23 protein-coding genes are annotated in these 24,162 nt (G+C 63.6%); 11 read left to right on the top strand and 12 right to left on the bottom strand.

Annotation, left to right across the window (positions count from 1 at the left end):
• Positions 1 to 66: 66 nt before the first annotated feature.
• Entirely contained in the window at positions 67 to 1,527 is a 1,461-nt protein-coding gene (locus tag AC097R_RS07715; protein WP_479597340.1) for a DegQ family serine endoprotease, read from the top strand.
• A 24-nt stretch (positions 1,528 to 1,551) separates the two neighbouring features.
• Here AC097R_RS07715 and AC097R_RS07710 read toward each other — a convergent pair whose 3' ends face one another.
• Together AC097R_RS07710 and AC097R_RS07705 are read right to left on the bottom strand one after the other, a co-directional pair.
• Positions 1,552 to 1,962, bottom strand: coding sequence for a methylglyoxal synthase (locus AC097R_RS07710; RefSeq protein ID WP_479597337.1), 411 nt, complete (start codon positions 1,960 to 1,962; stop codon positions 1,552 to 1,554).
• 10 nt (positions 1,963 to 1,972) lie between these two features.
• Positions 1,973 to 2,530: an HNH endonuclease gene (locus tag AC097R_RS07705; RefSeq protein ID WP_479597334.1), complete on the bottom strand. Its 558-nt coding sequence runs from the start codon at positions 2,528 to 2,530 to the stop codon at positions 1,973 to 1,975.
• A gap of 176 nt (positions 2,531 to 2,706) precedes the next feature.
• Between AC097R_RS07705 and AC097R_RS07700 the strand changes: the two genes are divergently transcribed.
• The 5 genes from AC097R_RS07700 (at position 2,707) to AC097R_RS07680 (ending at position 9,802) form a co-directional block, all read left to right on the top strand.
• On the top strand, positions 2,707 to 3,681 hold the full coding sequence (locus AC097R_RS07700; RefSeq protein ID WP_479597331.1) for a bifunctional riboflavin kinase/FAD synthetase: 975 nt from the start codon (positions 2,707 to 2,709) through the stop codon (positions 3,679 to 3,681).
• Between the two features lie 93 nt (positions 3,682 to 3,774).
• Positions 3,775 to 6,660 carry an isoleucine--tRNA ligase gene (gene ileS, locus AC097R_RS07695; RefSeq protein ID WP_479597327.1) on the top strand — a complete coding sequence of 962 codons (2,886 nt, stop codon included), beginning with the start codon at positions 3,775 to 3,777 and terminating at the stop codon, positions 6,658 to 6,660.
• Positions 6,660 to 7,166 carry a signal peptidase II gene (lspA, locus tag AC097R_RS07690; protein WP_479597325.1) on the top strand — a complete coding sequence of 169 codons (507 nt, stop codon included), beginning with the start codon at positions 6,660 to 6,662 and terminating at the stop codon, positions 7,164 to 7,166. Before ileS ends, lspA begins: the two co-directional genes overlap by 1 nt.
• Before the next feature lie 19 nt (positions 7,167 to 7,185).
• Positions 7,186 to 8,847: a Na/Pi cotransporter family protein gene (locus tag AC097R_RS07685; protein ID WP_479597323.1), complete on the top strand. Its 1,662-nt coding sequence runs from the start codon at positions 7,186 to 7,188 to the stop codon at positions 8,845 to 8,847.
• A gap of 37 nt (positions 8,848 to 8,884) precedes the next feature.
• Entirely contained in the window at positions 8,885 to 9,802 is a 918-nt protein-coding gene (locus AC097R_RS07680) for a hypothetical protein (protein WP_479597320.1), read from the top strand.
• A 19-nt stretch (positions 9,803 to 9,821) separates the two neighbouring features.
• Here the strand turns inward: AC097R_RS07680 and AC097R_RS07675 are convergent, their stop codons facing one another.
• Positions 9,822 to 10,817 carry a quinone oxidoreductase family protein gene (locus tag AC097R_RS07675; RefSeq protein ID WP_479597318.1) on the bottom strand — a complete coding sequence of 332 codons (996 nt, stop codon included), beginning with the start codon at positions 10,815 to 10,817 and terminating at the stop codon, positions 9,822 to 9,824.
• A gap of 103 nt (positions 10,818 to 10,920) precedes the next feature.
• Between AC097R_RS07675 and AC097R_RS07670 the strand changes: the two genes are divergently transcribed.
• The gene (locus AC097R_RS07670; RefSeq protein WP_479597316.1) at positions 10,921 to 11,823 is read left to right on the top strand and encodes a DMT family transporter; all 903 of its coding nucleotides are present in this window, start codon (positions 10,921 to 10,923) and stop codon (positions 11,821 to 11,823) included.
• On the opposite strand, the gene AC097R_RS07665 is transcribed toward AC097R_RS07670, so the two are convergent.
• Complete coding sequence (locus tag AC097R_RS07665) at positions 11,812 to 13,011, bottom strand: MFS transporter (RefSeq protein WP_479597314.1); 1,200 nt, start codon at positions 13,009 to 13,011, stop codon at positions 11,812 to 11,814. The two genes, AC097R_RS07670 and AC097R_RS07665, sit on opposite strands and share 12 nt — an antisense overlap.
• A 266-nt stretch (positions 13,012 to 13,277) precedes the next feature.
• Between AC097R_RS07665 and AC097R_RS07660 the strand changes: the two genes are divergently transcribed.
• Positions 13,278 to 14,138: a helix-turn-helix transcriptional regulator gene (locus AC097R_RS07660; protein WP_479597312.1), complete on the top strand. Its 861-nt coding sequence runs from the start codon at positions 13,278 to 13,280 to the stop codon at positions 14,136 to 14,138.
• A 15-nt stretch (positions 14,139 to 14,153) separates the two neighbouring features.
• Here AC097R_RS07660 and AC097R_RS07655 read toward each other — a convergent pair whose 3' ends face one another.
• The 3 genes from AC097R_RS07655 to AC097R_RS07645 are packed head-to-tail and all read right to left on the bottom strand — an operon-like array spanning position 14,154 to position 16,810.
• Entirely contained in the window at positions 14,154 to 14,948 is a 795-nt protein-coding gene (locus AC097R_RS07655; RefSeq protein WP_315478638.1) for an SDR family oxidoreductase, read from the bottom strand.
• Between the two features lie 13 nt (positions 14,949 to 14,961).
• Positions 14,962 to 15,885, bottom strand: coding sequence for a DMT family transporter (locus AC097R_RS07650; protein ID WP_479597307.1), 924 nt, complete (start codon positions 15,883 to 15,885; stop codon positions 14,962 to 14,964).
• Positions 15,886 to 15,913: 28 nt separating this feature from the next.
• Complete coding sequence (locus AC097R_RS07645) at positions 15,914 to 16,810, bottom strand: DUF808 domain-containing protein (protein ID WP_479597304.1); 897 nt, start codon at positions 16,808 to 16,810, stop codon at positions 15,914 to 15,916.
• 133 nt (positions 16,811 to 16,943) lie between these two features.
• Between AC097R_RS07645 and AC097R_RS07640 the strand changes: the two genes are divergently transcribed.
• Both AC097R_RS07640 and AC097R_RS07635 read left to right on the top strand, forming a co-directional pair.
• A complete protein-coding gene (locus AC097R_RS07640) occupies positions 16,944 to 17,468 on the top strand; it encodes a 3'-5' exonuclease family protein (protein ID WP_479597302.1) in 525 nt (174 codons plus the stop codon).
• A gap of 93 nt (positions 17,469 to 17,561) precedes the next feature.
• Entirely contained in the window at positions 17,562 to 18,032 is a 471-nt protein-coding gene (locus tag AC097R_RS07635; protein WP_479597300.1) for an SRPBCC family protein, read from the top strand.
• A gap of 128 nt (positions 18,033 to 18,160) precedes the next feature.
• On the opposite strand, the gene AC097R_RS07630 is transcribed toward AC097R_RS07635, so the two are convergent.
• The 4 genes from AC097R_RS07630 to ahr form a co-directional block, all read right to left on the bottom strand.
• Positions 18,161 to 18,931 (bottom strand): substrate-binding periplasmic protein, encoded by a 771-nt coding sequence (locus AC097R_RS07630; RefSeq protein ID WP_479597298.1) that lies wholly within the window; start codon positions 18,929 to 18,931, stop codon positions 18,161 to 18,163.
• A 277-nt stretch (positions 18,932 to 19,208) separates the two neighbouring features.
• Positions 19,209 to 19,571, bottom strand: coding sequence for a hypothetical protein (locus AC097R_RS07625; RefSeq protein ID WP_479598108.1), 363 nt, complete (start codon positions 19,569 to 19,571; stop codon positions 19,209 to 19,211).
• Positions 19,572 to 20,319: 748 nt separating this feature from the next.
• Positions 20,320 to 21,279 carry a DUF6929 family protein gene (locus AC097R_RS07620; protein ID WP_479597296.1) on the bottom strand — a complete coding sequence of 320 codons (960 nt, stop codon included), beginning with the start codon at positions 21,277 to 21,279 and terminating at the stop codon, positions 20,320 to 20,322.
• Positions 21,263 to 22,279, bottom strand: a complete 1,017-nt coding sequence (gene ahr / locus AC097R_RS07615) for an NADPH-dependent aldehyde reductase Ahr (RefSeq protein WP_479597293.1) — start codon at positions 22,277 to 22,279, stop codon at positions 21,263 to 21,265. The genes AC097R_RS07620 and ahr overlap by 17 nt, the downstream gene beginning before the upstream one ends.
• Before the next feature lie 169 nt (positions 22,280 to 22,448).
• Here ahr and AC097R_RS07610 point away from each other — a divergent pair, with 169 nt between their 5' ends.
• Positions 22,449 to 23,582, top strand: coding sequence for a beta-ketoacyl-ACP synthase III (locus AC097R_RS07610; protein ID WP_479597291.1), 1,134 nt, complete (start codon positions 22,449 to 22,451; stop codon positions 23,580 to 23,582).
• On the opposite strand, the gene AC097R_RS07605 is transcribed toward AC097R_RS07610, so the two are convergent.
• Entirely contained in the window at positions 23,563 to 24,090 is a 528-nt protein-coding gene (locus AC097R_RS07605) for an N-acetyltransferase family protein (protein WP_479597289.1), read from the bottom strand. The genes AC097R_RS07610 and AC097R_RS07605 overlap by 20 nt on opposite strands.
• Positions 24,091 to 24,162: the final 72 nt, after the last annotated feature.

Genomic DNA, 24,162 nt, shown 5'->3' with positions numbered 1-24,162 from the left:
GCCCGCGCAATCGGTGTGCGGCGCGGCGTTCCATAGCCATGTTCTTTCTGACGGAGGTACTTCACCATGGAAGCCAAAGAGAAATTGATGTACGTCAAAGCCACGGTGGCTGGGTTGCTGATCTCCAGCTGCCTCATGGGAGGCTACGCGCTCTCCCAGCGCAGCCTGCCGCCCCCTGTGGAGGAAGCAGCTCCCGCGGCACTGGTACGCAGCGCCGATGCGCACACGCCAGCCCCGCCCAACTTTGCCGACATTGCCGAGCAGCAGGGCTTGGCCGTGGTCAACATCAGCGTGGCTGGCATGGTCAAGACCAGTGGCCGCCCCGGTGTGCCCCAGCTGGACCCGGGCGACCCCTTCTACGAGTTCTTCCGCCGCTTCCAGGCGCCGCAGGCTCCCAGCGACACGCCCACGCGTGGCACGGGCTCGGGTTTCATCGTCAAGTCTGACGGTGTGGTGCTGACCAATGCCCACGTGGTCGCCGACGCCAATGAGGTGACGGTGAAGCTGCGCGACAAGCGCGAGTTCAAGGCCAAGGTGATTGGGCTGGACAAGCTATCTGACGTGGCGGTGCTGAAGATCGACGCCAAGGACCTGCCCACCGTGAAGATTGGCGACCCCAAGGCTGCGCGCGTGGGTGAGTGGGTCGTGGCCATCGGCTCGCCCTTCGGCTTCGAGAACACGGTCACCGCGGGCATTGTCTCGGCCAAGTCGCGCACGCTGCCGGACGAGGGCTATGTGCCCTTCCTGCAGACCGATGTGGCCATCAATCCCGGCAACTCGGGCGGCCCGCTGTTCAACCTGGCGGGCGAGGTGATCGGTATCAACTCGCAGATCTACAGCCGCAGTGGTGGCTACCAAGGCCTAAGCTTTGCCATTCCGATTGACGTGGCCATGAAAGTGGAAGGCCAGTTGCTCGCGCACGGCAAGGTCACCCGCGGCCGCCTGGGTGTGACCATCCAGGAAGTGAGCCCCGAGCTGGCGGAGTCCTTTGGCCTGGACCAGCCCACCGGCGCGCTGGTGAACTCGGTGGAAAAAGGTACGGCGGCTGACAAGGCTGGCCTGCAGCCCGGCGATGTGATCCTCAAGTTCAACGGTACGGCAGTGAGCCAGTCGTCTGAATTGCCGCCGCTGGTGTCAGACACTGCACCCGGTGCCAAGGTCAGCGTCACCGTATGGCGCAAGGGCCAGGCCAAAGACATCAGCCTCAGTCTGGGCCAGATGGAAGTCGCCCAGGCCGCGCCCGAAGCCAGCCCCGCGTCAGACAAGCAGCTGGGCCTGGCCGTGCGCCCACTGACGCGCCAAGAGCGGTCGGAGGCCCAGGTGGCGGGCGGGCTGGTCGTGGAAGACGTGGCCGATGGCCCAGCCAAACGCGCGGGCCTGCGCCCGGGCGATGTGATCCTGTCGGTGAACGGCGAGATGGCGGGGGTGGACAGCCTCAAGGCCCAGCTGGGCAAAGAACGCAAGAAGTTGGCCCTCTTGGTGTTGCGCGGTGACGACCGGCTGTTTGTGCCCCTAACCCTGGGCTAGCCCGCGTGGAACCTGCGCCAGCAGCTATAGTTTCAGGAGCATTTGCGCCAACACCAGGCGCGCACTGGACAGGTTGGTGGCGCAGGGTACATCGTGCACATCGCAGGCACGCACCAGGGCATTGATGTCGGGTTCATGCGGCTGAGGGGTCATGGGGTCACGCAAAAAGATCACCACGTCCACCTCACCCACGGCCAGCCGCGCGCCGATCTGCAGGTCACCGCCCCAGGGGCCGCTGAGCATGCGCTCCACATTCAGCCCCACTTCATTGACCAGGCGCCCGCCTGTGGTGCCGGTGGCCATCAGCGTGCACCGCTGCAGGTACGGCGCGAACTCGCGGGCGAGCTCAACCATGGTGTCTTTTTTGCGATCGTGCGCAATCAGCGCGATACGCGGCCGGTCAGAGAGGGTGGGGGTGGCGGGGGCGTTGCTCATGCCCCCAATGCTAATCCAGCAGGCGCGAGGACTTGGGCACGTGGGCCATCAAAAACTCCATCTGGTCCGCCAGAATGCGGCGGTTGCGCAGGATGAAGTCTTCCCACAGGCTAGGCACATACGGTGTGTAGAGCAAGGGCATGTGGGCCTGCTCTGGCGTGCGGTGGCTCTTGCGGTGGTTGCAGGGCTTGCAGGCGGTGACCACGTTCATCCAGGTGTCGATGCCGTGCTGGGCGAAGGGAATGATGTGCTCGCGGGTCAGCTCACTCTCGTGGAAATGGCCGCCGCAGTAGGCGCACACATTGCGGTCGCGGATGAAGAGCTTGGCGTTGGTCAGGCCGGGGCGCAGGTTGAAGGGATTGATGTTGGGCACACCGCGTGTGCCGATGATGCTGTTGACCTTGATGATGGACTGCTGGCCGGTCATGGCGTTGTGCCCGCCGTGGAACACGGCGACCTCGCCCCCCGACTCCCAGCGTACCTCGCCGGAAGCGTAATGGATCACCGCCTGTTCCAGCGAGATCCAGGACTGGGGAAGCCCCTGGGCCGACAACTTCAAGACTTTCACGCAACGCCTCCATCAACGGTAAAACCTACCACCAACACGGACTGCCAAATGTCTGCAAGTGCGCGCCAGACATGTGTCTGGGCCCTGCTAGGTGACAATATACAGTGTTTCCATGACAAATTGGCTTCAAGCCCCGGCAGCGTTTGCGCGGCCTGCTATCAAAAAGATAACAACCCATGAAGGTTTTCCGCGGTTTCAAGCACCCTGGCGTTGCCAGCGCGAGTGCGGTCACGATTGGCAATTTCGATGGAGTCCACCGGGGCCACCAGGCCATGCTGGCCCTGCTCAAGGGCGAAGCCCAGCAGCGCGGCGTAGCCAGCGTGGTGCTGACCTTTGAGCCCCACCCGCGCGACTATTTCGCCGAACTGCACAAAAAGCCCGACCTGGCCCCGGCCCGCGTAGGCACCCTGCGCGACAAGCTGGAAGACCTGGCCACGGCCGGCGTGGACCAGACCGTGGTGCTGCCCTTTGACGCCCGGCTGGCCAACCAAAGCCCGCAGGAGTTCATAGACCAGGTGCTGCTGGGCGGCCTGGGCGCCCGCTACGTGCTGGTGGGGGACGACTTCCGCTTTGGCAAGGCCCGCGCGGGTGACTATGCCCTCTTAGACGCCGCCGGCGACGCCCAAGGCTTTGACGTGGCGCGCATGAATTCGTATGAAGTCCACGGTCTACGCGTCTCCAGCTCTGCCGTGCGCGAGGCGCTGGGCCAGGGCCGCATGCAGGACGCGGCGCGCTTGTTGGGCCGGCCCTACTGCATCAGCGGCCACGTGGTGCACGGGCGCAAGCTGGGCCGCACGCTGGGTTTCAAAACGCTGAATTTGCGCTTTGCGCACTGGAAACCGGCCGCCAGCGGCATCTTTGTGGTGCTGGTGCATGGCCTGGCCGACAAGCCGCTGCGCGGTGTGGCCAACCTGGGGGTTCGCCCTTCGCTGGACCCCACGGATGTGAACGGCGGACGCGTGTTGCTGGAAACCCATTGCCTGGACTGGCCCGACGCGCTGGGGGCCGAGGGGGCCTACGGTAAAATCATCCGCGTGGAACTGCTACACAAACTGCACGACGAGCTGAAATACGACGGTCTGGAAGCCCTCACCAAGGGCATTCACCAAGACTGCGACGACGCACGCGCCTGGCTCGCTGCGCGAATTTGACGGGGCCGCCCGACGCACTTTGCCCCGCGTCTTGCCCCCACCGCCTGCCGTGACGACCACCGCAGGCCGTTCAACTCCCATTGAGATTTCGCCATGACTGACAAAGTTGATTACCGCAGCACCCTGAACCTGCCCGACAGCCCCTTCCCCATGCGCGGCGACCTGCCCAAGCGCGAACCGGCTTGGGTGAAAACCTGGAACGAAGAAGGCCTGTACAAAAAACTGCGCGATGCGCGCCACGGCGCTCCCCTGTTCGTGCTGCATGACGGCCCGCCCTACGCCAACGGCAAGCTGCACATCGGCCACGCGCTGAACAAGGTCCTGAAGGACATGATCGTCAAGAGCAAGCAGCTCGCAGGCTTTGACGCGCAGTACATCCCCGGCTGGGACTGCCACGGCCTGCCGATCGAAAACGCCATCGAAAAACTGCATGGCCGCAACCTGAGCCGTGACGACATGCAGGCCAAGAGCCGCGCGTTTGCCACCGAGCAGATTGACCAGCAGCGCGAGGACTTCAAGCGCCTGGGCGTACTCGGCGACTGGGAGCGCCCTTACCGCACCATGGACCCCGCCAACGAAGCCGGAGAAATTCGCGCGTTCAAGCGCGTGATCGAACGCGGCTTTGTCTACCGCGGCCTGAAACCCGTGTACTGGTGCTTTGACTGCGGCTCGTCCTTGGCCGAGTTTGAAATCGAATACGCCGATAAGAAGAGCGACACGCTGGACGTGGCGTTTGAAACCGACGACGCCGCCAAGCTGGCTGCGGCGTTTGGCCTCTCCGCCCTGCCTGCAGGCCAATCGGCGTTTGCGGTCATCTGGACCACGACCGCCTGGACCATCCCTGCCAACCAGGCACTCAACGCCCACCCCGAACTGAGCTACGCGCTGGTTCAGACCGAAAAAGGCTGCCTGGTGCTGGCCGAAACGCTGGTGGACAAGTGCCTGGAGCGCTTTGGCCTGACCGGCACCGTACTGGCCACCGCCAAGGGCGAAAAACTGGGTGGCCTGAACTTCCGCCATCCGCTGTACGACATGGATGCGGGCTACCGCCGCCTGTCACCCGTCTACCTGGCCGACTACGTCAGCGATGGCGACGGCACCGGCATCGTGCATTCGGCGCCCGCCTATGGCGTGGATGACTTTAACTCCTGCGTGGCCAATGGCCTGAAATACGACGACATCCTGAACCCCGTACAGGGCAACGGCGCTTACGCGCCCGAATTCCGGCTGTTTGGCGGCTTGCACATCTGGAAGGCCGTGCCGGTGATCCTCGACGCACTGAAGGTCGCGGGCCGCCTGATGGCCACGGTTGGCATCCAGCACAGCTACCCGCACTGCTGGCGCCACAAGACGCCGGTGATCTACCGTGCCGCAGCCCAGTGGTTCATCCGCATGGACGAAGGCCCGGGCGTGTTCACCCAAGACAAGGCGCCCAAGACCTTGCGCCAGCTCGCGCTGGATGCGATCGAGCAAACCAGCTTCTACCCCGAGAACGGCAAGACCCGCCTGCGCGACATGATCGCCAACCGGCCCGACTGGTGCATCTCGCGTCAGCGCAGTTGGGGTGTGCCTGTACCCTTCTTCCTGCACAAGGACAGTGGCGAGCTGCATCCGCGCACGATGGAGATCCTGGACCAAGCCGCCGACATTGTGGAGAAGGGCGGCATCGAAGCCTGGAGCCGTGTCACGGTCGAGGAAATCCTCGAAAAATTGGGTTGTGGGGCAGATGCCCCCAGCTACACCAAGAGCACCGACATTCTGGAGGTCTGGTTCGACTCCGGCAGCACCTTCCAGCACGTGCTGCGTGGCAGCCACAAGGATGCGTACGACCGCGTGCCCTTCCACACCGAAGGCCCTGAGGCCGACCTGTACCTGGAAGGCCACGACCAGCACCGCGGCTGGTTCCACAGCTCGCTGCTCTTGGGCTGCGCGCTGTATGACCGCGCGCCGTACAAGGGCCTGCTGACCCACGGCTTTGCCACCGACGGCCAGGGCCGCAAGATGAGCAAGAGCTTGGGCAACACGGTGGACCCGCAAACCGTGACCAGCAAGATGGGCGCGGAGATCGTGCGCCTGTGGGTCGCCAGCACCGACTATTCCGGCGATCTGAACATCGACGAGAAGATCCTGGCCCGCGTGGTGGACACCTACCGCCGGGTGCGCAACACACTGAAGTTTTTGCTGGCCAACGTCAGCGACTTTGATCCGGCCAAGGATGCGGTGCCATTTGAGCAATTGCTGGAGATCGACCGCTACGCGTTGAGCCGCGCGGCACAGCTGCAGGCAGACATCCTGGCGCACTTCAACGTGTACGAGTTCCACCCCGTGGTGTCCAAGCTGCAGGTCTACTGCAGCGAAGACCTGGGCGCGTTTTATCTGGACATTCTGAAAGACCGCCTATACACAACGGGCGCCAACAGCCTGGCCCGCCGCTCCGCACAAACTGCGCTGTGGCAGATCACGCAAGCCATGCTGCGCTGGATGGCACCCTTCCTCAGCTTTACCGCCGAGGAAGCCTGGGCCGTATTGGGCGCCGAGGGCAAGACGCGCGCCTGCAGCCGAGAGTCCATCTTCATGGATGGCTACGTGGCGTTGACTGCCGCTGATGCAGCCCTGCTGGCCAAGTGGGACCGCATCCGCGCCGTGCGCGAAGCCGTCAACAAGGACATCGAAACCCTGCGCACTGCGGGCCAGGTGGGTGCATCGCTGCAAGCCGAAGTGACGCTGACTGTGCCTGCCGAAGAGTTCGCGATTCTGAGCAGCCTGGGCGACGACCTGAAGTTTGTGTTCATCACCTCTGCTATCACTTTGGTAGCTGGTAGCGCACAGTCCATAGGGGTTACCGCCTCAAATGGCACCAAATGCGAACGCTGCTGGCACTACCGGGGCGACATTGGTGTGGACGCAGCCCACCCCACGCTGTGCGGCCGCTGCACCAGCAACCTGTATGGCGCCGGCGAAACCCGGACGTTTGCCTGATGGCCCGCGGCTTCAAATCCGCTGGCGGCGGCAACAACAGCCTGTGGCAGTGGCTGGGCCTGGCCTTCATCATGCTGCTGGTGGACCAGTTCACCAAAGTGCTGATCGTGGGCTACTACCACCTGGGCGACAGCACCTATGTCACCAGCTTCTTCAACGTGGTGCGGGTGCACAACGCAGGCGCGGCGTTCTCGTTCCTGGCCGGTGCCTCCGGCTGGCAGCGCTGGTTCTTTACCGCGCTGGGCCTGGTAGCGGCGGCCGTCATCATCTGGATGCTGCGCTCGCACGCCGGGCAAAAGTTGTTCAGCTTCGCAATGGCCTGTATTCTGGGCGGCGCGATTGGCAACGTCATCGACCGCCTGATGCATGGCTATGTGGTGGATTTTCTGGATTTCCACTGGAACGGCATGCACTTCCCGGCTTTTAACGTGGCCGATGCCGCGATCTCTATTGGCGCGGCCTGCCTGATACTGGACGAACTGCTGCGCGTACGCCGCACCCGCTAACTTCTCAAGGATTGCCCGCTTGACCCATCTGCTCAATCTGTTCGCCGCCATTGCGTTGTTGGTCTGGGGCACCCAGCTGGTGCGCACCGGCATCCTGCGGGTGTTTGGGGCCAACCTGCGCAGCATCCTGGCGCACAGCACCAGCAACCGGTTCACGGCGGCGGTCTCCGGCATAGGCGTTACGGCCGTGGTGCAGTCCAGCACCGCCACCGCACTCATCGTCTCGGCCTTTGTGGGCCAGGGCCTGATGAGCCTGCCCTCGGCACTGGCCGTGATGCTGGGCGCCGACGTCGGCACCAGCCTGATGGCCGTCGTGTTCTCGCGCGACCTGTCCTGGCTCTCCCCCCTGTTTATCTTTGTGGGCGTGGTGCTGTTCATCTCGCGCCAGTCCACCACCTGGGGCCGTGTGGGCCGCGTGCTCATTGGTCTGGGCCTGATGCTGCTGGCGCTGCGCCTGGTGACGCAGTCGGCCAATGTGCTGATCCAGGCCGCCCCCGTCAAGGCACTGCTGGGAACGCTGACCAGCGACCTGCTGCTGGAAATCACCGTCGGCGCCGCGCTGGCCCTGGTGTCCTATTCCAGCCTGGCCATCGTGCTGCTGACGGCCACGCTGGCATCTTCGGGGGTGGTACCCGTCGACGTGGCGCTGGGCCTGGTACTGGGCGCCAACCTGGGCAGCGGTGCATTGGCCGTGCTGACCACGCTGAGTGCCAATATCGAAACCCGCCAGGTGCCACTGGGCAACCTGGTGTTCAAGGTGCTGGGCATTGCGGGCGCCGCCCCGTTCGTGGGGCTGTGGGTGCGCTACGCTGGCCCCTACCTTGCCGACACGGCCACGCTGGTGGTGATGTTCCACCTAGCCTTCAACCTTGCAGTGGGCACCTTCTTCATTGGCATCACCCAGACCATTGGGCGCTGGGTGGCGCACTGGCTGCCCAAGCCCACGCAGGCCACGGTGGCCGGGCGCCAGCGCCACCTGGATGCGTCGGCCCTGGCCACGCCATCGCTGGCCATCTCCTGCGCAGTGCGCGAGGCCATGCACCAGGCCGATGTGGTCGAGTCCATGCTGCTGGGCGCGCTCAGCGTGATCCGCGACAACGACGTGGAACTGGCGCGCCAGCTGCGCCACATGGACGACACGGTGGATGCGCTGTACAGCGACATCAAGTACTACCTGACCAAAATCTCCCGCGAGGCGCTGGGCGAAAACGAAGCCAAGCGCTGGACCGACATCATCAGCTTCACCATCAACATGGAGCAGATCGGCGACATCATCGAGCGCGTGATCCAGGACGTGGAAGACAAGAAGATCAACAAGGGCCGCGAGTTTTCTGAGGCCGGCATGCGCGAGATCTGCGAGCTGCACGGCCGCCTGGTGGACAACCTGCGCCTGGGCATGAGCGTGTTTTTGAACGGCAATGTGCGCGATGCGCGCCGCCTGCTCGAAGAGAAAACCCGCTTCCGCGATCTGGAGCGCGAATACGCCGCCACCCACATCGAGCGCCTGAGCGACAACACCCTGCCCAGCATCGAGACCAGCTCACTGCACCTGGACCTGATCAGCGACCTCAAGCGCATCAACTCCCACATTTGCTCCATCGCCTACCCGATCCTGGATTCGGCCGGCGAACTGGCCCCCAACCGCCTGCGCTCCGCCCAAGACCCGCTGATGGGAAAATAGGCGCAGACCCACATGGCCACCATTGAGACACTCCCCCATGCAAACCCTCTCCAAAAAAACTCTGGTCGCGGCCGCTCTGGCGTGGTCGTGCTCCGCCGTGATGGCCCAAAGCGTGGTGTTGGCGCAAGCCACCCCAGCCGCTGAGGCAGCCCCGGCCAAGAACGCCACCACGGCCAACTTTGACCGCACGCTGAACCAGGACGGCAACTGGTACTTCTCGTGGGGCTACAGCCGCCAGCAGTACGCGGCCTCGGACATCCATGTGTCCCAGCCCAGCCAGGGCAACGACTTCACGGTGCACAACGTCAAGGGCAGTGACTTTCCGTCCAGCATTCCCGACACGCTGAACTCGCTCTTCAACCTGGACTTCACCAACCCGCAGGAGAACCTGCGGATCGGTAAATTCCTGAACGAAGACAAGACCTTCGCGATCGAGTTTTCGCTGGACCACAGCAAGTACAACGTCGATGCGGACCAGACCGCGGATGTGAGCGGAACCATTGCGGGCAGCCCTGCCGCCAGCAGCATGGTGCTGAACTCACAGAACTTCAACTACGCGCTGCACAACGGCCTGAACCACGTGATGATCAACGCCGTGTGGCTGCGCCACCTGGCTGGACCCGAGCGCAAGCCGGGCGACCTGCAGCTCATCAGCCGCGTGGGCGCGGGTATCTTGCTGCCGCATGCCGACAACACCATTCTGGGCAAGGCCAACCAGGTCGGCCCCAAGAACGAAAACGTCTGCTGCTTCAACAGCAACGACTGGTGGCAGATCAATGGTTGGACGGCAGGCGTGGAAGTGGGCTTCCGCTACCGCGTCTACAAAACCATGTTCCTGGAGCTCACGCAAAAGTTCGCCTACGGCGTCTTGAAGGGCGTGCCCGTGTACCAGGGCACGGCCGACCAGAAGCTCTGGATGAGCGAACAGGTCCTGTCCGCCGGCTTCCTGTTCTAACGCGAAGCGCCCAACCGTTTCACAGCGTCAGGATGGTGCAGCCCGTGGTCTGGCGGGCTTCCAGATCGCGGTGCGCCTGCTGCACGTTTTCCAGCGAGTAGCGCTGGGCGATGTGGATCTTCACCGCGCCGCTCTGCACCACCGCAAACAAATCGTCCGCCATGGCCTGCGTGGCCTCGCGCGTGGCGATGTGGGTGAACAGGGTTTGGCGCGTCACGTAAATGGAACCCTTGGCACCCAGAATGCCAGGCGCGAATGGCGCCACCGGACCTGACGCGCTACCAAAGCTGGCCATGAGGCCAAATGGGGCCAGGCAGTCCAGCGACTGCTCCCAGGTGTCTTTGCCCACGCTGTCGTACACCACCTTCACTCCCTTGCCGCCGGTGATCTCTTTCACGCGTTTGGCAAAGTCCTCCGCTGCGTAATTGATAGCGAACTCCGCACCATTGGCGAGGGCTAGCGCACATTTTGCGTCTGAACCTGCCGTGCCAATGAGGCGCAAGCCCAGTGCCTTGGCCCACTGGCTGGCGATCAGGCCCACACCACCGGCCGCGGCGTGGAACAGCACAAAATCACCGGGATTCAGCCCGCCCTGAGGCAGGGTGCGCTTGAGCAGGTACTGCGCGGTCAGGCCCTTGAGCATCATGGCCGCGCCGGTCTCAAAGCTGATAGCGTCAGGCAGCTTGCACACGCACTTGGCGGGCAGCACGCGCACCTCGCAGTAGGCTCCGGGCGGGTTGCTGGCATAGGCGGCGCGGTCGCCAGCCTTCAGGTGCGTCACGCCCTCGCCCACCGCCTCAATCACACCCGCGGCCTCCATGCCCAGCTGCACGGGCAACTGCTGCGGGTACAGGCCGCTACGCTGGTACACGTCGATGAAATTCAGGCCCACCGCATGGTGGCGGATGCGCACCTCGCCAGCCCCGGGCTCGCCCACGGTCACGTGGACCAGTTGCAGTTGTTCGGGGCCGCCGTGTTGGGCGATGTGGATGGCGCGAGAGGCAATGGCGGTCATGGAAGCTCCAAAAAAAGGATAACGGTGCGTGGCCGGAATGGTGCCAGAAATGCGCGTCAGCCGCTCGCAAGCGAGGGCATTCATGCCTTGCTACAGTGGGCGCATGACCCAACGCCTGACCCCGACCGCAGCACTGCTGCTGGTAATTCCTCCGCTCATGTGGTCTGGCAATGCCGTCGTGGGCCGCCTGGTGGCGCCGCTGATTTCCCCGATGACGCTGAACCTGCTGCGCTGGAGCCTCGCCTTCCTGTTATTGCTGCCTTTGGCCGGCGCCGTGCTGCGCAAAGACAGCGGTCTGTGGCCGCAGTGGCGCCGCTTTGCCCTGCTGAGCCTGTTCAGCATCGGCGGCTACAACGCCCTGCTGTACCTGGCGCTGAACACCTCCACCGCCATCAACGTCACGTTGGTGGGCGCCAGCACGCCGGTGTGGATGCTGATCATTGGCCGGCTGTTTTTCAAGGTAGCGGTGACGCGCCGCCAGGTGCTGGGCGCGCTGCTGTCCATCAGCGGTGTGGTGCTGGTGCTGGGCCGGGGCGACTGGCAGGTCATCACCCACCTGCGCCTGGTGCCCGGCGATGTGTATGTGCTGCTGGCCTCGGTGGCCTGGGCGCTGTACAGCTGGCTGCTGGCCCACCCCACGGCAGAGTCCGCCAGCATCCGCACCGACTGGTCCAAGTTTTTACTCGGCCAGATCGTGTTTGGCCTGGGTTGGTCGGCCTTGTTCACCACGGGCGAATGGACCCTGACCGCGGCCCACATCGCCTGGAGCTGGCCGCTGGTGGCGGCCTTGGCGTTTATTGCCGTGGGCCCTGCCGTGATTGCCTATGGCGCTTGGGGTGCGGGTGTGGCACGCACAGGGCCGGCGGTGGCGGGGTTTTTCATCAACCTCACGCCGCTGTTCACTGCCGTGCTGTCATCAGCCTTTTTGGGCGAGACGCCGCGGCTGTATCACGCGCTGGCGTTTGTGCTCATCGTCTCAGGCATCGTGCTGTCCTCACGCAAGTGAGGGCTGGCCCGCGGCACCTTCGGGCTGCTTGTCGGGCACGTAGTGCGCGCTTAACGCCAGGATGCTGGCCGCAACGATCACGACCACCATGGCCGCCGTCAGCGATGCGTGCTGGGCGATGCCGCCAATCAGCGGCGGCCCGATCATGAAGCCGCTGTAGCCAATCGACGAAACCGCCGCAATGGCCGCGGCCGGTGTGGTGCCTGGCACGCGGCTGGCCGCGCCAAACAGAATCGGCACCACCATCGCCAAGCCAGCCCCGATGACGGCAAAACCAATGACAGAAATGACCGGGCTGCCACTGAGCAACACAATGGCCATGGCCACCGCGGTGACGGTGCCGCTGGCACGCAGCAGCAGCCGTTCGCTGAAGCGGGCCCGCAGGCTGTCGGCAATGAAGCGCATCACCGCCATGGCTCCGGCAAAGGCCGCGAAGCCAATGGCCGCTTGGTCCTGCGGCATATGCACCTCCTGCTGCAGGTAGAGCACGCACCAGTCCTGCATCACGCCTTCGGCGCTCATGCCGGCAAAAATTAGCAAACCCATGATCAAGAGCGCACCACGCGGCCAGGCGAACTGCGGCGTCTCGGCCGACGCCTCGGTGGTGGGCGCGGTGGGCAGCATCCAGCGCGAGGCCAGCACCATCCACCCGCTGACGCACAGGCCCACGCCACCCAGTTGCCAGGCTGGCGACACCTCCAGGCGCAGCAGCAACGCCGCCAGCGCCGCACCCGACATGGCGCCCACGCTGAACATGCCGTGCAACCCACCCATGATGGGGCGCCCGCCCGCAGCTTCGAGCGCCGAGCCCTCGGTGTTGATGCCCACGTCGTACACGCTCATGGTGGAGCCAAACACCACCATGGCCAGCAGCAGGGGCACATAGCCGGGCCAGTGCAGGCTGAGCGCCAGCATGAGGCCCATGACCGCACCGGCCACGGCCACGGCGTTGCGCGTGCCCAGTCGGCCAATCGCCCGGCCCGCAAAAAACAGGGCGCTCACCGCGCCAATGGCAGCCGCTACCAGCACAAAGGACAGGGAGCCCTCGGTCAAGCCGTACATCGCTTTGACCGAGGGGATGTGCACGCCCCAGGCACCGGCGACCACGCCCAGCGCGGCAAACAGCGAACGGGTGGCCCAGGTGGCCTGGCGGATTTGCGCGGGCGTGCCGTGGAGGGCGGCGCTCATGCGGCAGCTCCGGCGGTGGTATTCATCAGAATAATCAGGTTTATCTTGTGTGACATGCAAATTGGACAGGGAATGGTAAAAAGCAGCAAAATGGGCTTTTCTCCATAGCTGTAGCGTACGGGCATGCACCGCGACAGGCAACGCCAATCCATACCAGCAATATGTCAAAAATAGCAAAATTCTTAGCTACATCGCCACAACCGGATTGCAATAGCGTAGCGGCCATCTCTCCCGACGACCCCGCCGCCCCCGCACACGCCCAGCGCATGCGCCAGGACCTGGGCGACTTCATCGCGCGTGCGGCCAACGGCAGCCTGCGCCTGGTCTCGCCACCACCGCAACCGGGCTGGACGACGCGCGGCGCGGGCCATCTGCACCTGAATGCCGAGTTGTTTTTGCAGGTGCACGGCCACACCGAGTTCCGCTTTCCGCAAGGCCAAGTCACGTTGCAGGCGGGCGAGGCCCTGGTGATGCCGCCCAAGCTGTTGCATGACGAGTGGGTAGCCGGCGGCAACGGCCAGCCGTTTTCCAACCTGGTGATCTACGCCGACCACCAAAGCATGTCCTGCCACCTGGCCAACGAGGCCAAGCCCGGCCGCCCTGCCAACCTCTACCTGGAGGTCTACCCGCATGTGGACGCGGTGCGTATCGAGGCCTGGCTGAACGACGCGGCCAAGCCACCCGCGCAGGACGCGCATGGCCTATGGGTGGTGCAACAGCGCGCGCTGGTGCTCACGGCGCTGTCCGCCGTGTCACGCCTGCTGGATGCGCCCGAGAAAACCGTCTCCAGCGAACCCGCCTTGCTGGGCCGCCTGCGCGTGCTGGTGCAAAACCGCCTGGGCGAGGTGGAGCTGACGGTGGCCAGCCTGGCCGAGGAGCTGGGCTGCACGGCGGACTACCTGTCGCACCTGTACAGCCGCAGCACTGGGGAACATCTGTGGCAGGTCATATTGCGCCAGCGGCTGGCACGTGCGGCGCGGCTGCTGGCCGAGAATGATTCGGCGGTGAAGGAGATTGCCTGGTGTTCGGGCTTTGCGAGTGCCAGCTATTTCATCCGCAGTTTCAAGCAGCAGTTTGGGGTGACGCCCAAGGTGTTTCGCACCCAGGCGCAGGCCACGGTGCACTAAGGGCCTGCCGGGCGCCTAGTAGGTGCCAGGGTAAGCGCCGCCGTCCAGCAACACGTTCTGCCCCGTCATATACCCCGCCTGCTGGCTGCACAAGAAAGCGCACACCTGCCCAAACTCCTCCGGCGTGCCATAGCGCCCCATGGGAATTTGCGCCTGCTGCGCCGCACGGATGTCGTCCACCGACTTGCCCGTCTTGGCCGCCGCGGCCTTGACTGTGGTGGCAATGCGATCGGTGTCGAACTTGCCGGGCAAGAGGTTGTTGATGGTCACGCCCTTGGCGGCCAGGCTGCTGCGCGCCACGCCGGCCACAAAGCCGGTGAGGCCACTGCGCGCGCCGTTGGACAGGCCCAGGATGTCGATGGGCGACTTCACCGAACTGGAGGTGATGTTGACGATGCGCCCAAAGCCGCGCGCGGCCATGCCGTCCACCGTGGCCTTGATGAGTTCGATGGGGGTGAGCATGTTGGCGTCCACCGCCTTGATCCAGGCCTCGCGGTCCCAGTCTCGGAAGTCACCGGGCGGTGGGCCACCGGCGTTGGTCACCACAATGTCGAAGTCTTTGCGCATGGCAAAGACCGCGGCGCGACCGGCCTCGGTCGTGATGTCTTGGGCACAAAATAGCACCTCAGCCCCCGTGGAAACTGCGTAAGCAGCTTCCAAATTCATAGCACTGCGTTCCAGCGCCTCGGCGCCGCGCGCCACGATCAGCACGTTCACGCCCTCGGCCACCAGCGCCTGTGCGCAGCCCAGGCCCAGCCCTTTGCTGGCGCCGCACACCAATGCCCATTTGCCCTTGATTCCCAAATCCATGGTTCTCTCCTGTTCAGCGTTTACGGCTCACCACATACACCCCGGCCAGCACCAGCACGGTGCCGCCGGCCACCCACACGTTCATGGGCTCACCCAGCAGCAGCACGCCCATGAGGATGGTGGACATGGGGCCCACCATGCCCACCTGCGCGGCCAGACCCGCGCCAATGCGCTCAATCGCCATCATCACCATAAGCACGGGCACCACGGTGCACAGCGTGGCGTTCAGCACTGAGAGCCAAACCACCTGCGGCGCCACGGCCAACACGGAGTCCAGCGGACGCAGCACCACAAACTGGGCGATGCACAGCACGCAGGCCACGCTGGTCGCCAGCCCCACCAGACGCAATGAGCCGAGGCGCTGCACCAGCTCGCCACTGTAGGCCAAGTAGATTGCATAGCTGATGGCACTGCCGAACACCAGCAGCGCCCCCAGCGCCACATCGCCACCCGCCAAATTCACCTCATGGCCAAACACCAGCAGCACGCCCGCGTAGCTGATGGCCATGCCCAGCGCCTGCGCGCCGCTGATGCGCCTGCCGTACAGCAACAAGCCCAGCAACAGCACCAGCGTGGGGTTGAGGTAGAGGATGAGTCGCTCCAGCGAGGCCGAGATATACGCCAGCCCCGCAAAGTCCAGAAAGCTGGCCAGGTAGTAGCCGGTCAGCCCCAAGCCCAGAATGCCCCAGATATCGTGCGTGGTCAGGCGCGGCAGGGCTACGCCAGAGAGGCGCGCCTTGCGCCCGGTCCACCAGACGATGGCCAGAAAGAACGGCAGCGCGAACAGCATGCGCAGCATGATCAGCGTGACCGCGTCGACCCCGTGGCGGTAGGCCAGCTTGACGATGATGGCCTTGCCGCTGAAGGCAATCGCCCCTGCGATGGCCAGAAACAAACCAGTTGCTATGGATTTGGGAGCTGCTTGCGCACTGTTCATGGGGGCCAGAGGCACTTTCTATTACTATTTATCGAAAAATCCGGGTCACCCGCTTCACACCGATCACACCCAACAGCACCAGCGCGCCGGCCGCCACGCCCACCACCGCCTCACCCAGGACGGACAGCGGCAGGCCTTCGAGCAGGTGGTGCAAAAACGGCAGGCCGTGCACCAGAATGCCGCCGCCCACCAGGAACATGGCCGCAGTACCCGCCACCGACAGCACCTTCATCAGGATGGGTGCTGCCCGCAACAGGCCGCGGCCCAGGGCCTGCTTGCCGCGTGCGAAAGCGCTGATGCCGGATTGTCGGCTCAGATACAAACCCGCGTCGTCGATTTTCACGATGCCCGCCACCACGCCATACACGCCCACCGTCATCAGCAGCGCCACACCGGCCAGCACCGTGAGCTGCGTGGTCCACACGCTGTTTTGCACCGTGCCCAGCGTGATGGCAATGATCTCGGCCGACAGGATGAAGTCGGTGCGGATGGCACCCTTGATCTTGTCCTTCTCCACCGCCATCAGGTCCACGCTGGGGTCGGTCAGCGCCTGCATCAGGGCTTCTTCATGCGCTTGGTCGTCTTCAGCGCGGTGCAAAAACTTGTGCGCCAGTTTCTCAAAGCCTTCAAAGCACAGGAACGCGCCGCCCACCATCAGCAGCGGTGTGACCAGCCAGGGCGCCACGATGCTGATGGCCAGAGCGGCCGGCACCAAAATCGCCTTGTTCACCAGCGAACCCTTGCACACGGCCCACACCACGGGTAACTCGCGGTCGGCGCTCACGCCGGCCACTTGCTGGGCGTTCAGCGCCAGGTCGTCACCCAGCACACCGGCGGTCTTTTTGGCGGCAACTTTGGTGAGCACGGCCACGTCGTCCAGCACGGTGGCGATATCGTCGATCAGGGCAAGAAGGCTGCTGGCCATGGTGTGTGGGGTGGGAAGTGAAAGAGGCGCCCATTGTCACCCGTTTGGCGTATGCCCCTTAGTGCTTACCCGTACAACACTGGCGCAATGCTTGCTGGACAATGCCCATGACTATGGCGCCGCCCCTCTCCCCATGACACAGACTCCCCCGGTGCCCCACGACCCCCTGATGCCCAGCCCCACGGTGCTGGACATCGAGGCCTCTGGCCTGGGCCGCAGCAGCTACCCCATCGAAGTGGGCTATGTGCTGCCCGACGGCCATGCCTACTGCACCCTGGTACAACCCGAACCCGAATGGACCCACTGGGACGAAGCCGCCGCCGCGCTGCACCGCATCCCGCGCGACCTGCTGCAAGCCCGTGGCCTGCCCGCCCGCGAGGTGGCCCAGCGTCTGAACGCGCAGCTGGCCGGCCAAACCGTCTATTCCGATGGCTGGGCCAATGACTACACCTGGCTGTCCGCCCTGTTTGAGGCGGCCGAGATGAGCCCCCACTTCAAGCTGGAAAACCTGCGCAGCCTGCTGACCGAGCAAGAAGCCGACCAGTGGCACCAGGTGAAGGCGCAGATTGCCAGCGAACGCGGCACCCAGCGCCACCGCGCCAGCTCGGACGCGCGGCTGCTGCAGCTCACGCTGCAACGGCTGCGCGGGCCACACTGACCCCCACGCTTTCTAGGCAGCCGGCTCCAGACCGGCCCCGGCCAAGCGCAGTAACATCCGCCGACCACCATTCACAACAAGGAGACACACACCATGGCCGTTACCGTCGAGATCAACCTGGGTTACGAATTTGAAGTGAAGGCCAAGGCCGCTGAGGTCTTTGAGGTTTTGTCCGACGTGCCCACCTCGGCCAGCCACTTCCCCAAGGTCGACAAGCTGGTGGACCTGGGCGGCGGTGCCTACCGCTGGGAGATGGAAAAGATCGGCATCGCCTCCATCAGCCTGCAAACCATCTACGCCTCCAAGTACGTGTCCAACAAGGCCAAGGGCACCGTGGTGTGGACCCCCGTGAAGGGCGAAGGCAACGCGCTGGTGTCCGGCAGCTGGAAGATCACCGATAACAAAAAATCCACCAAGCTGGAGCTGGAGATTCAAGGCGAACTGACCCTGCCCTTGCCCGGCCTTATGAAGATGGTCGCCGGCCCTGTGGCCGAGGCCGAGTTTGAGAAGATGGTGGAGCAGTACATCGACAACCTCACCAAGCGGTTTGGTGGGGAGGCGTAAGGCTTCTTCTCTGGATCTTTGTTTGGCGCAGTGATGCGCTATGAAATAAGGAGCTGCTAGCGCCCGATTTACGGGGGCTAACGGCTCTTTTCATTGGAGATTGAGACTCCACAGAGTTTGCGCTGCGTTCATTCGCTGTACTTCTTTTGCAGGGCCGCAAATACGCCAGACGCTTTCAATCCGTCTAGCGCTTTTTGCCAAAGCGCAATCTCACGGTCGGGTATGTCGATGCTGCACGCGATGTACAAAGGTGCCCCCACCAATTTGACCGATGTCTGAACCAGTGCGTTGGCCGGCAAAGCCAGCTTCTTCAAAAGATGCTTCACGCCCAAGGGCGTATCGCTGATGGCCAAGTCGCACCGATCCAGCAGCAGTTTTTTGTAGACGGACTCCCCGTCGGTCGAGGTCGGATCCAGGTTCATAAAGCCGGAAGACTTCAGGGTGTTGAAGACAAGTCCAGCATGCCGACACCCGATCAGTTTGACTTTTTTGGCGTCGTCCAAGCTGGCAATCTCCAGGGGGCTGCCGTTCTTCTTGTAGAAATAGATGGCGCCATCTCCCAAGGGCCCGATCCATTTGTACTTCTCCTCACGTTCCGGTGTCCTCAGCATGGTGATCATCATGGTTCCGGGCACGTTGCTGAGCATCAATGTGGTCCGCATGCTCGGATACATCTCAATCACTATCTTCAAATTCAGTCGCTCAATGATGTTCTGCACCACCTCGACCGAAAATCCTTTGAGAACCCCATCCTCGAGAAAGTTGTACGGAGCCCACTCCTCGGTAATGACGCTGAGTTTTTTCTCATCGGCCCACAGCGACGAAGAAGCGCCCCCTGCCAGCAGCATCAGGCCGAGCAAGGTGATTCTTCTTTCGTTATAGGCGTCGTTTTGAGCCATGGAGGGAAGTGTGCGAGGTCGACCAAAGCGAGACCCCATCCCGCATCGGCCCTCGAAGCCCCGCTGAGAGGTACCTCCTGCACCCGACACCTCGGGCAGAACCGACGCATCCATTTTGGTATGGGAGGCCAAACCGGTCAATCGCCATGCGACACCGTGGGCAGACTCCATGGCCTGTGGCGTCACCCGCTGAGTTTTTGCTATTAAATCAGTAGCTTCTAGCGCAACATCTATTTGGGCTAGAGGCCTATTTGACTCGCAAATAGGCGCCAGCCACTCACACCTTGAGTGTGCGCTCGATATCCGTGAGCTTGTAGCGCGCCAAGGCCAGGTTGCCTTTGGCCTTGTCCAGCACCAGGTACAGAAACAGGCCCGCGTTGTTGGGCACCAAGCGGATCAGGTGGTACTGGTCGCCCAGGGTGATCAGGATGTCTTCAATGCCACGGCGCAAGCCCAGCGACTCCATGGTGGCGAGCTTGGCTTTCACCACTTGGCTGTTGCCGGCGGCTGCCAGTTCCAGATTCATGCCGCCACCCGCTTGCGCCAGGCACATGCCGCTGCGGTAGTCGACCAGGGCGGTCGCCAGGGCGCCGTCAATGGTCATGGTGTCGATCATGCATTGCTTCAAATTGGAACTCATATCGTCTCTCAGGGAAGGGGGAGGTTGAAGGGCCAGAAAATCTTTGAAATCGAGCTTGCCCAGTTGCTCCATCAAGATGAACCACAGGGTCTGCGGGCTGCTGTCGGGCAGCTTGTAGATCTGGATACGTTGTGCTTGCGCAGGGGGGAGCGCCTTGAGCACTGCGTCTTCCATGAGCGCATTGGGCATGAGGAAGGCCCAAATTTTTGGCGGTGCCACCGCTGCCAGCGACTCCAGCACGGCACGGAGTCGGTTGATGGAGCCAGGACCAATGAGAAGAGTGACGGCTGCAGTGTCTGCAGCTTGGGCGGCCAAGTCCAGGTTGTTCTCCGGACGGTGCCAGTCCAAGCGCAATGGGATGGACCCGCCACCCAGCGCGATTTGTGACCAAAACCCATGCCCTGACGTGTGGGCAACGCCAAGCTGCGTCAGCGCGTGGAGCCCAAGGCTTGCGGTGAGATCAAGAACGGTAACAGTGGGTAGAACCATAGTTGTCTTGCATGAAACACCTCGCAAGGGCCTCATGAAAGAACCAAGGATTCGCGATGCCAGCTGTGATTGAAATGGTTTTGAATGGTGTCGGTGTCAGAAAATATTGCGTTTGCGACCCGACTAATCCTATCACCAAATAAGGGTATACCCGCATTCGATTACCTATTGGCAATGCACGCCACACCAAGAGATGAACCCCAGCGACCATGGATTGCTATCAAATACGTAGCGGCTCGCACAGCATCCACGTAGGCTATCAGCCTATTTCATCGGCACCCCTCAAACGCAACTGCAACACCTGCGCCGCCACTTGCGGATCATCCGGGTCCGTCACCAGCGTTAGCAACCAGTCGGTCCCATCGGCTTGCACCGCAATCCCTTCCACCTTGGGTGCGCCCGGCAGGCGCTGCATCCGGCGCACCAACCCATCGGGCCCCACGATGCCCACCGCAGAGGCCACGCAGGTGCCGTCTTTCACGCTGTCATCCGTGTCCTCAGCCACCGCGCTGAACACCCATTCCCCACCCGCCAGGGCCGCGCCATCGGTCAGGCCCAGCGGCACGCCGTCCACCTCGCCCAGCGCAATGGTCTGCACGCTCTTTGCCGCTGGCGGCTCGGCGCGCTGACCACCGAGCCATGGGGCCACCTGGTTCCAGTCGTAGCGAATGCAGGCGTTGCGCGCATTGCCTTTGTTGCCGCGCTGCAGCAACAGCAACTCCCCGCTGGCCACCCAGGCGCCCTCGATGTTCAGATCGGCAAACTCTTTGTGCAGCGGCGCGTACAGCGCCTCCAGGTCCACCAGCGCACTGCGGCCATTGGGCACACCGTGTGCATCCAGCGCCAACAGCACCGCGGTGTGGCGTTGGGGCTTGGAACCCGAGCCCAGCGCCAGCAAACCACCCGCCGGACAGCCCGGCAGCGGCGGCAACAGCGCCAGGCTTTCGAAATCGGGTTTGGCCTTTTTGCGCTTGCCCTTGTCCTGCGGCAGCTCACCCTCCAGCAGGCGCAGCAGCGTGCCCTTGGTGGGTTTACCGCCAGTGACGGCAATGTCCTCAAACACGCCCAGGTGCAACTCGTCGTCCGCCACCACATACAAACGCTGCCCCACGCGGACCAGCCCGCTGGCCGCGCTGAGGTGCGGTTGTCCACGCGGGTGGTCCGCAGGGTCTATCTGCAATGTCTGCAGCAGCAGGGGCGTGTCAGGCGAAGTCGGCATCCAGCACCACGCGGTAGCGCGCCTTGCCACTGCGCAAGTGGTCCAGCGCGTCGTTGACTTTGGACATGGGGAAGTGCTCCACCTGCGGCGCAATCCCGTGGCGGGCGCAGAACTCCATCATCTTGGCCAACGTGGCGGGCGATGGCGTGGGCGATGCGGAAATGCTGCGCTGCCAGGACAACAGCCCGCCGGTGCGGATCTTCATGGCCTCAGTGACCACGCCCACCATGTGCAGGCGGCCTTTGGGCGCCAGCGTGCCGATGAGTGCATCCCACTCCAGGCTGGCACCCACCGTGACCAGCAAAAAGTCCAACTGGCCGGCAATGGCCTTGAGTTCTTTCACATCCACGCTGGATACCGTGCGGTGCGCGCCCAGCAGCAGCGCCTCTTCGCGCTTGGACGGGCTAGAGGTAAATGCTGTGACCTCGCAGCCCCAGGCCTTGGCGAACTTGACGGCCAAATGGCCCAAGCCGCCGATGCCGACCACGCCAACCTTGTCCGTGGGTTTGATGTCGTGGATGACAAAAGGCAGGAACGCAGTGCCGCCGCCACACATCAGCGGGCCAGCGGCCGCAGGGTCCAGCCCCGCGGGAATGGGCAGGGCCCAGCTCCAGTGCGCGCGCACCTTGTCGGCAAAGCCGCCGTGACGGCCAATGATGGTGGGCTGGCGCGTACCGCACAGGTTTTGCTCACCGCCCACGCAAAACTGGCAGTGCAGGCAGCTCTTGCTGTGCCAGCCCAGGCCCACGCGCTGGCCCACGCTGCGGCCCTTGGCATTGGGGCCTACGGCCACGATGGTGCCCACCACCTCATGGCCGGGCACTACGGGGTAGCTGGTGGGGAACCACTCGCTCTCCACCATGGCCAGGTCGGAATGGCAAACACCGCAGTACTCGACGGCAATCTCCACGTCCTCGGCGTCCATGGGGCCGGGGTCAAAGTCCAGCCGTTCCAGCGGTGCGGTTTTGCTGTGGGCGGCCCAGCCGCGAAATGAGGTCATGGAGGTCTCCTGGTGGGGGTTCTGTGGCAAACGAATGGCTGGCAGGGTACAACGAAGCGCCAGCCTTGCACAGACCCGCTGTAACGCCCGTGACTGGCCCGGGTTCAGCGGATAATCCGCCCCGGCGCAGGCAGCCGCCCGCGCCGCAACCCCGACCCAGAAGACCACCATGCACCGTGTCGCCATCAGCAGTACAGGCCTGTTCACACCGCCCGACGTCATCACCAATGCCGAATTGGTTGAAGCCTACAACGCCTACGCCGCGCTGCAAAACACCCAGCACGCCGACGCCATTGCCGCCGGTACACGCACCGCAATGACCGATTCCAGCGTGGAGTTCATCGAGAAGGCCTCCGGGATCCAGCGCCGCTATGTGATGGAAAAGACCGGCGTGCTGGACCCCACACGCATGCGCCCGCACTTCACGCAGCGCCCCGACACCGAGATTTCGCTGATGGCCGAGATTGCCGTCAAGGCCTGCCAGGACGCATTGCAGGCCGCAGGCAAGACCGCCGCCGATGTGGACGGCGTGATTTGCGCCGCCGCCAATATGCAGCGGCCCTACCCCGCCATGGCGGTGGAGATTCAGACCGCACTGGGCGTGCAGGGTTATGGCTTTGACATGAATGTGGCGTGTTCGTCCGCCACGTTTGCGCTGGAGCAGGCGGTGAACGCGGTGCGCTGCGGCACGGCGCGCGCGGTGCTGGTGGTGAACCCCGAAATCACCTCGGCCCACCAGGCGTGGATAGACCGGGACTGCCACTTCATCTTTGGCGATGTGTGCACCGCCATTTTGGTGGAGCGGTTGGACCTGGCACCGGCAGGCGCCTTTGAGGTGCTGGGCACCAAGCTCTTGAGCAGCTTCAGCAACAACATCCGCAACAACCATGGCTTCATGTGGCGCGCCGAAGACCGCAACCCGGACGACCGCGACCAGCTGTTCCGCCAGGAAGGCCGAAAGGTATTCAAAGAGGTGTGCCCCATGGCCGCAGAGCACATGGAACAGCATTTGCAGAGCTTGGGGATGACGCCACAGAACGTGCGCCGTTTCTGGCTGCACCAGGCCAACCTGGGCATGAACCAGCTGATTGCGAAAAAGCTGCTGGGCCGCGAGGCCACGCTGGACGATGCGCCGGTGATCCTGGACGAATTTGCGAACACGGCGTCGGCCGGCTCCATCATCGCCTTCCACCGCCACCACGCCGACATTGCGGCGGGTGAGGTGGGGGTGATCTGCTCGTTTGGTGCGGGCTATTCGATCGGCAGCGTGGTCGTCAAACGCCTCAGTTCAACGGCCGCTTGAGGCGGATTTCTTCGATCTTCACGGTGCCAATGGGCACCGTCTTGGCGCTGGACATTTCGCGCTTGAAACCGGCCAGCTCGTGGAAGCGCATGGCGCGTTCGTTGGCAATCGGCAGCCACACGCTGACATGGGTGCAGCCTTCGTCCTGCAGGCCTTCGCGGGCCGCGTCCCACAGGGCCAGGCCCACGCCCTTGTCCCAATGGCTGGAAACCACGTAAATGGCCCAGATCTCACCCATGGTGGGGGGGGTGCCCTTGTCGCGCGAACGGTCAAACCCCACAAAGCCGACGATCTTGTCGTCGTCCAGGGCCACTTGGACCTGGGGCTCAGCGTATTCGATGGCCTCGCGCCAGTAGGCCTGGCGCTTTTCCAGGGGAACGGCGGGCACCGGGGTGTCGGCCAGCATGCTCTTAAAAGCTTCGCGAACGGTGGAGTTGTGGAGTTCGGCGATGGCTTTGGCATCGCGTAGTGTGGCGGGGCGAACCTTGAAAGTAGTCGTACTGGACATGTCTAAACGCAAACTCACGCAAAATTGAAAAAAAGAGCGTGATTGTCGCAGCATTCGTAGAAACCCTCTCTC

The sequence above is a fragment of the Rhodoferax sp. ZS1R25 genome, from assembly GCF_056521335.1.
This window is presented reverse-complemented; position numbering and strand designations above follow the sequence as displayed.

Excerpts from the sequence above, each read along its gene's own strand:
- AC097R_RS07715 (WP_479597340.1), top strand. The coding sequence starts at position 67 with ATGGAAGCCAAAGAGAAATTGATGTACGTCAAAGCCACGGTGGCTGGG.
- AC097R_RS07710 (WP_479597337.1), bottom strand. The coding sequence starts at position 1,962 with ATGAGCAACGCCCCCGCCACCCCCACCCTCTCTGACCGGCCGCGTATC.
- AC097R_RS07700 (WP_479597331.1), top strand. The coding sequence starts at position 2,707 with ATGAAGGTTTTCCGCGGTTTCAAGCACCCTGGCGTTGCCAGCGCGAGT.
- ileS (WP_479597327.1), top strand. The coding sequence starts at position 3,775 with ATGACTGACAAAGTTGATTACCGCAGCACCCTGAACCTGCCCGACAGC.
- lspA (WP_479597325.1), top strand. The coding sequence starts at position 6,660 with ATGGCCCGCGGCTTCAAATCCGCTGGCGGCGGCAACAACAGCCTGTGG.
- AC097R_RS07680 (WP_479597320.1), top strand. The coding sequence starts at position 8,885 with ATGCAAACCCTCTCCAAAAAAACTCTGGTCGCGGCCGCTCTGGCGTGG.
- AC097R_RS07675 (WP_479597318.1), bottom strand. The coding sequence starts at position 10,817 with ATGACCGCCATTGCCTCTCGCGCCATCCACATCGCCCAACACGGCGGC.
- AC097R_RS07670 (WP_479597316.1), top strand. The coding sequence starts at position 10,921 with ATGACCCAACGCCTGACCCCGACCGCAGCACTGCTGCTGGTAATTCCT.
- AC097R_RS07665 (WP_479597314.1), bottom strand. The coding sequence starts at position 13,011 with ATGAGCGCCGCCCTCCACGGCACGCCCGCGCAAATCCGCCAGGCCACC.
- AC097R_RS07660 (WP_479597312.1), top strand. The coding sequence starts at position 13,278 with ATGCGCCAGGACCTGGGCGACTTCATCGCGCGTGCGGCCAACGGCAGC.
- AC097R_RS07655 (WP_315478638.1), bottom strand. The coding sequence starts at position 14,948 with ATGGATTTGGGAATCAAGGGCAAATGGGCATTGGTGTGCGGCGCCAGC.
- AC097R_RS07650 (WP_479597307.1), bottom strand. The coding sequence starts at position 15,885 with ATGAACAGTGCGCAAGCAGCTCCCAAATCCATAGCAACTGGTTTGTTT.
- AC097R_RS07645 (WP_479597304.1), bottom strand. The coding sequence starts at position 16,810 with ATGGCCAGCAGCCTTCTTGCCCTGATCGACGATATCGCCACCGTGCTG.
- AC097R_RS07640 (WP_479597302.1), top strand. The coding sequence starts at position 16,944 with ATGACACAGACTCCCCCGGTGCCCCACGACCCCCTGATGCCCAGCCCC.
- AC097R_RS07635 (WP_479597300.1), top strand. The coding sequence starts at position 17,562 with ATGGCCGTTACCGTCGAGATCAACCTGGGTTACGAATTTGAAGTGAAG.
- AC097R_RS07630 (WP_479597298.1), bottom strand. The coding sequence starts at position 18,931 with ATGGCTCAAAACGACGCCTATAACGAAAGAAGAATCACCTTGCTCGGC.
- AC097R_RS07625 (WP_479598108.1), bottom strand. The coding sequence starts at position 19,571 with ATGAGTTCCAATTTGAAGCAATGCATGATCGACACCATGACCATTGAC.
- AC097R_RS07620 (WP_479597296.1), bottom strand. The coding sequence starts at position 21,279 with ATGCCGACTTCGCCTGACACGCCCCTGCTGCTGCAGACATTGCAGATA.
- ahr (WP_479597293.1), bottom strand. The coding sequence starts at position 22,279 with ATGACCTCATTTCGCGGCTGGGCCGCCCACAGCAAAACCGCACCGCTG.
- AC097R_RS07610 (WP_479597291.1), top strand. The coding sequence starts at position 22,449 with ATGCACCGTGTCGCCATCAGCAGTACAGGCCTGTTCACACCGCCCGAC.
- AC097R_RS07605 (WP_479597289.1), bottom strand. The coding sequence starts at position 24,090 with ATGTCCAGTACGACTACTTTCAAGGTTCGCCCCGCCACACTACGCGAT.